Annotated in this window: 6 protein-coding genes; 2 read left to right on the forward strand and 4 right to left on the reverse strand. The window is 37.3% G+C overall.

What is annotated here, in order from left to right; translation table 11 throughout:
- A partial coding sequence (locus tag BCG07_RS19745) for a CopD family protein (protein ID WP_286891676.1) occupies window positions 1-293 on the reverse strand: 293 nt, incomplete at its 3' end.
- A gap of 15 nt (window positions 294-308) precedes the next feature.
- Window positions 309-1,991, reverse strand: coding sequence for a chloride channel protein (locus BCG07_RS19750; protein ID WP_006791505.1), 1,683 nt, complete (start codon window positions 1,989-1,991; stop codon window positions 309-311).
- Between the two features lie 321 nt (window positions 1,992-2,312).
- Between BCG07_RS19750 and erpA the strand changes: the two genes are divergently transcribed.
- The gene (gene erpA / locus BCG07_RS19755) at window positions 2,313-2,651 is read left to right on the forward strand and encodes an iron-sulfur cluster insertion protein ErpA (RefSeq protein WP_006791504.1); all 339 of its coding nucleotides are present in this window, start codon (window positions 2,313-2,315) and stop codon (window positions 2,649-2,651) included.
- Between the two features lie 44 nt (window positions 2,652-2,695).
- Here erpA and BCG07_RS19760 read toward each other — a convergent pair whose 3' ends face one another.
- The gene (locus BCG07_RS19760; RefSeq protein WP_006791503.1) at window positions 2,696-2,884 is read right to left on the reverse strand and encodes a hypothetical protein; all 189 of its coding nucleotides are present in this window, start codon (window positions 2,882-2,884) and stop codon (window positions 2,696-2,698) included.
- Window positions 2,885-3,332: 448 nt separating this feature from the next.
- Between BCG07_RS19760 and BCG07_RS19765 the strand changes: the two genes are divergently transcribed.
- Complete coding sequence (locus tag BCG07_RS19765; RefSeq protein WP_006791502.1) at window positions 3,333-3,572, forward strand: helix-turn-helix domain-containing protein; 240 nt, start codon at window positions 3,333-3,335, stop codon at window positions 3,570-3,572.
- 74 nt (window positions 3,573-3,646) lie between these two features.
- Here the strand turns inward: BCG07_RS19765 and BCG07_RS19770 are convergent.
- On the reverse strand, window positions 3,647-4,347 hold a 701-nt coding region (locus BCG07_RS19770), incomplete at its 5' end, for an MFS transporter (protein ID WP_502694090.1).

A 4,347-nucleotide genomic window follows, 5' to 3' on the forward strand; every position in this document is an offset into this window, starting at 1 on the left:
TGGTATAAATATAAAATTATAACTAGCACTAGTTTATAGTGCAGCCACATACTGTATTTAAACCATTCACGGCCATATTCCACAATCGTTAGTACACCAAAAACAGCCGTTAAAATAGCAAATGGCGTTACAAAATAAAGGAGCCTGCGTTCCATTACTTTTAGCATAGAGTTACATGCACGCTCTTGGCTCATTGCGTGGTAAACAAATAACCGTGGTAAGTAAAAAATGCCTGCAAACCATGCAATCATAAAAAATATATGCAGCGTTTTATAAATCAGTAATGCGCTCATAATAACCCTTATTATTTATAGTAAGCTGTTACGAATGGTTAAAATATGATGAATTTGATCCCAACGTAACAGTCCCATTATTTGTTGATTATCTAACAGGTTGTATACATATAAAGCGCCACTGCGCTTATCTTTTAGTATATCAAAGGCATCAGCTAACGTTGCTTGACTGCTAATACCTTGTAAGTTTACATAGTTCAGGTTGATTGCTTGATCAGACATTAAGCTTAAATCGTATTCTGCAAGTCGATACCCGTTTTCTTCGTCAAATACAATCAATGGCGTTTGGCTGTCCATGGCATCGAGTGTATTTTTTATTTGCTCTTTGTCATTTGAAAACAGCAATTTAAAGTTTTCATCCATATCATCCATAATTCCCACCTTTTGTAGCGCCTCTGTGGCAGGGGAAACATGATAGGGAAGCCCCTGAAAATCAAGTTGCTGCAAAAATATAGAGCGATTACCAAACACTTGTAATGCGGTTACATAAGCTGTTGTTATCACAAGCATGGCTGGAACAATTATCTCTGGCGACGATGTAAGCTCCATTACTGTTGTTAACGCTGCAAGTGGTGCATGTAATGTGGCGGCCATTAACCCCGCCATGCCCAATACACCATAAGTTCCGGCAATATCAGTACCAGGGCTAATAAACTGAGCAAAAAACGCCATCATAGTCCCAACTAAAACACCTAACCCAATAACAGGACCAATTAACCCTCCCGGTATACCCAAACCTATAGCAAATAAAGTTGCTAGTAATTTAGCAATTAAAATAGTGGTGAGTAATTGCACATTATCTGGCGACTCCACCGCAATAGCTATCGCGCTCATGCCAGATCCCATTGCTTGGGGAACGGCATAAGCAATTAAACTTGCGATACAACCTGCAATGAGTAAACGAGGAAACATACTTAAAGGTTTAAATGTTTTAATAATTAACATTAAGTTTTGATTAAAGCTGTATGCAATAGCGCCCAGTGCCATACCGCATAAAATTAAATATGGATAGTGCCAACCACTCAAAGGAGCAATTGTTATGAGTGCAAGTTCTGATCCTCCCCCAAATACGAACTGAGTAGCAAGTGCACCTGTTACTGCAGCAAGCATAATAGGGACAAAAATATGAACTTTGTATTCTCTTAACACGACTTCCATAACAAAAATAACGGCGGCAAGAGGCGTGTTAAAGGATGCAGCAATACCCGCAGCAACACCACAGCCGCTTAATGTACGCATGGCATTGTGTGGTAAGTGGAGTTTATCGGCTAAAATACTGGCGCCCGTTGCTCCCATATGTACCGATGGGCCTTCTCGCCCAACCGAAAAACCACTGATTAATGCCAAAGCCCCCCCAACAAATTGGTTGAGTGTATTGTATAAAGGCATTTGCCCGTAATGACGCTTAATACGATGAATAACGAATGGGATACCTAACCGATAATGTTTGAAACCAGTAAAAGCGGCAAATGACGCAATTAAAAATGCTGCAATTAAAGGCATTAAAACACGTTCAAGAGTTGGCAAGGTTGTAAAGTCGTCTGGGGTTTCTAAAAATAAACTTTGAAAAAAGAGAATTGTTAAGCGGAATAAAATAATAAAAAATGCAGCAATTAACCCAGCAACTACGCCTAAAAGGCATAATTGTACAGATGTTTTAGGTTGTGCGAGTCGACGCCTGAGCTGCTCCAGCCACATGCATTTTTTCCTCAGTGCATTTTTCAGCTGTATTTTAGCAAAAGCCAACCACTAAGTCCTTGTGATTTTATAAAATTATTAACTTAAATTAGCTATTTATGGCAAATAATAAAACGAAGTTTTTTTAGTTAAAATAATTATTTGTTTAACATGTCACTAGTTGCATATTAAAGTGCTGTTTTTTTCAGTCAATATAAGCGATATACAGTCATTTTTAATGTATTTATGGGTATAACTTAGAGCAAAGCGTTAATTGACTATACTTGATTAAAACACTCGGGTATTAGATAATCACGCCATTACGATATTGAGGGTTTAAAAATGTCAGAAGAATTACCAATTCAGTTTAGCGATGCAGCAGCTGTTCGTGTTAAACAATTAATCGATGAAGAAGAAAACCCGGAACTAAAACTGCGTGTTTACGTAACGGGTGGTGGATGTTCTGGCTTTCAGTACGGTTTTACTTTTGATGAAAAAGCAAATCCTGGCGATTTAGAAATTGTAAAAAATGGCGTAACGCTAGTGGTTGACCCTATGAGTATTCAATATTTAGTGGATGGTGTAGTTGACTACACTGAAGGCTTAGAGGGAGCGCGCTTTTTTGTATCTAACCCGAACGCAACAACCACATGTGGTTGTGGTGCAAGTTTTAGTGTGTAAACAAACATTAATAAAACAAGCCGCATTAGCGGCTTTTTTTATGCCTATAAATTAGAGGGGGCATACTCTGTGATCTGCATCATCAAAACAAAAAAGCCCAGTACAAATGCAGATAGTACTAAAATATACATAAACCCTTTTTTACCTTGCTTAATTGGCACACCATTATGGCGCAAGAATAAGTACCACCCTGCACATAAAATAATCGGTAATAAAAAAAGAAGCCTGAACATAATGTAACCCTTTTTGTGTTGATTATTGCCCAATATTAAACGAATAACATTAACATGAAATAAATTTGTTATAAAAATGGCTATTTATATTTTTATAATAAAAATATTATTTTTAATGTTTTTGATAACTTAGCTGAAATATTCAGTGTTTGTAAATGTTCACTGGGGTTGATTTTGGCCAAGGCGAGCAATTAACTATTTAACCAAAGTGTTAATAGTATATAATGCATCCAAGAATGAGACGGGCAAAATTTCATTCTAATAACAAAAACCTTTTACCACATTTTAAGCGTCGTTTTTAGCTATGTGGGTGGGAGTGAGTAGCAACCAGTGCTTTGAGAAGCGATAGATTGCTATTTAAAACATAAGTTACTGCTTACTTGCCTACAGCTATGGTAACGACTGCTGATTTTGTGGTGTTGTCTAATCGTCTAGTAGGAGATGTAAAATGATGGGGAAAACTGTTTCTTCAGAAGAGAACGCTAAGTTAACAACATGGCTTAAAAGCAAACGCCATGAAAAAGGCCATACAATGAGAAGCCTTGCACAGGTGCTTGGAACGCCTCACTCGTTTATCGGCAAAATTGAAAATCAAGAACGCCGTTTAGATGTAGTTGAGTTTGTTCGTTATTGTACAGCGCTAGAAGTTGACCCACATGAAGCACTAAGCCTGCTTAAAGTAGATTAATAGTGTGTTGCTTAGTTCATTCAGGGGCATATTAAATGTGCTAAGCAAAATATTAATGCATGGATGCATTAAGCTTAATAGCTACTATGGTAGTTTTTCTCAAGCTCATACAATTTGTGTCTTATTGCATACAAAAATAGTAAAGAGGGGAGCACCATTAAAGCGGTTAATACAAAAAATAACGACCAATTTCCCATTAGCCAATCATCAATTACAACCCCACTGTAACTCGAAAGTAATGTTCTTCCTAAATTCCCCAGCGACGCCAACAACGCATAATGTGTTGCACTAAACGCTCTGTCACATAGCATAGATATAAATGCGACCATAGCAACGAGAGACCACGCTTGTGTAAAGCCATCAATTACTATAGCAAAAGCATATAAACCTAAGTTAGGGCCCACTAATGCAATAGCAGAAAAAGCTAAATTAGATGCAGCCATGGCTACACCACTAACAAATAACCCTTTCACAATGCCATATTTTTGATTAAATAAGCTGCCTACGAAGGTAAAGGCAATGGTGAGCACTGCGGTGCCAACTTTTGAAAAAGTAGCTATATCGCTATTGCTAAAACCTATTTCTTTATAAAAAACAATCGACATTCGTCCTAAAAACGCTTCGCCAATTTTAAATAAGAAAATAAAAGCAAGTAATGCGAGTGCAGTTTTAACCCCGTTCTTTGCAAAAAATGTTCTAAAAGGGTCAATTACTGTAACAACCAACCAGGCAACGACTTTATTGAGAGGTGTTTGATTAATAGTAGCAAGCTTTT

Origin of the sequence: Pseudoalteromonas sp. ESRF-bin5, from assembly GCF_002632075.1 — a bacterium.
Classification (GTDB): Bacteria; Pseudomonadota; Gammaproteobacteria; order Enterobacterales; family Alteromonadaceae; genus Pseudoalteromonas; species Pseudoalteromonas marina.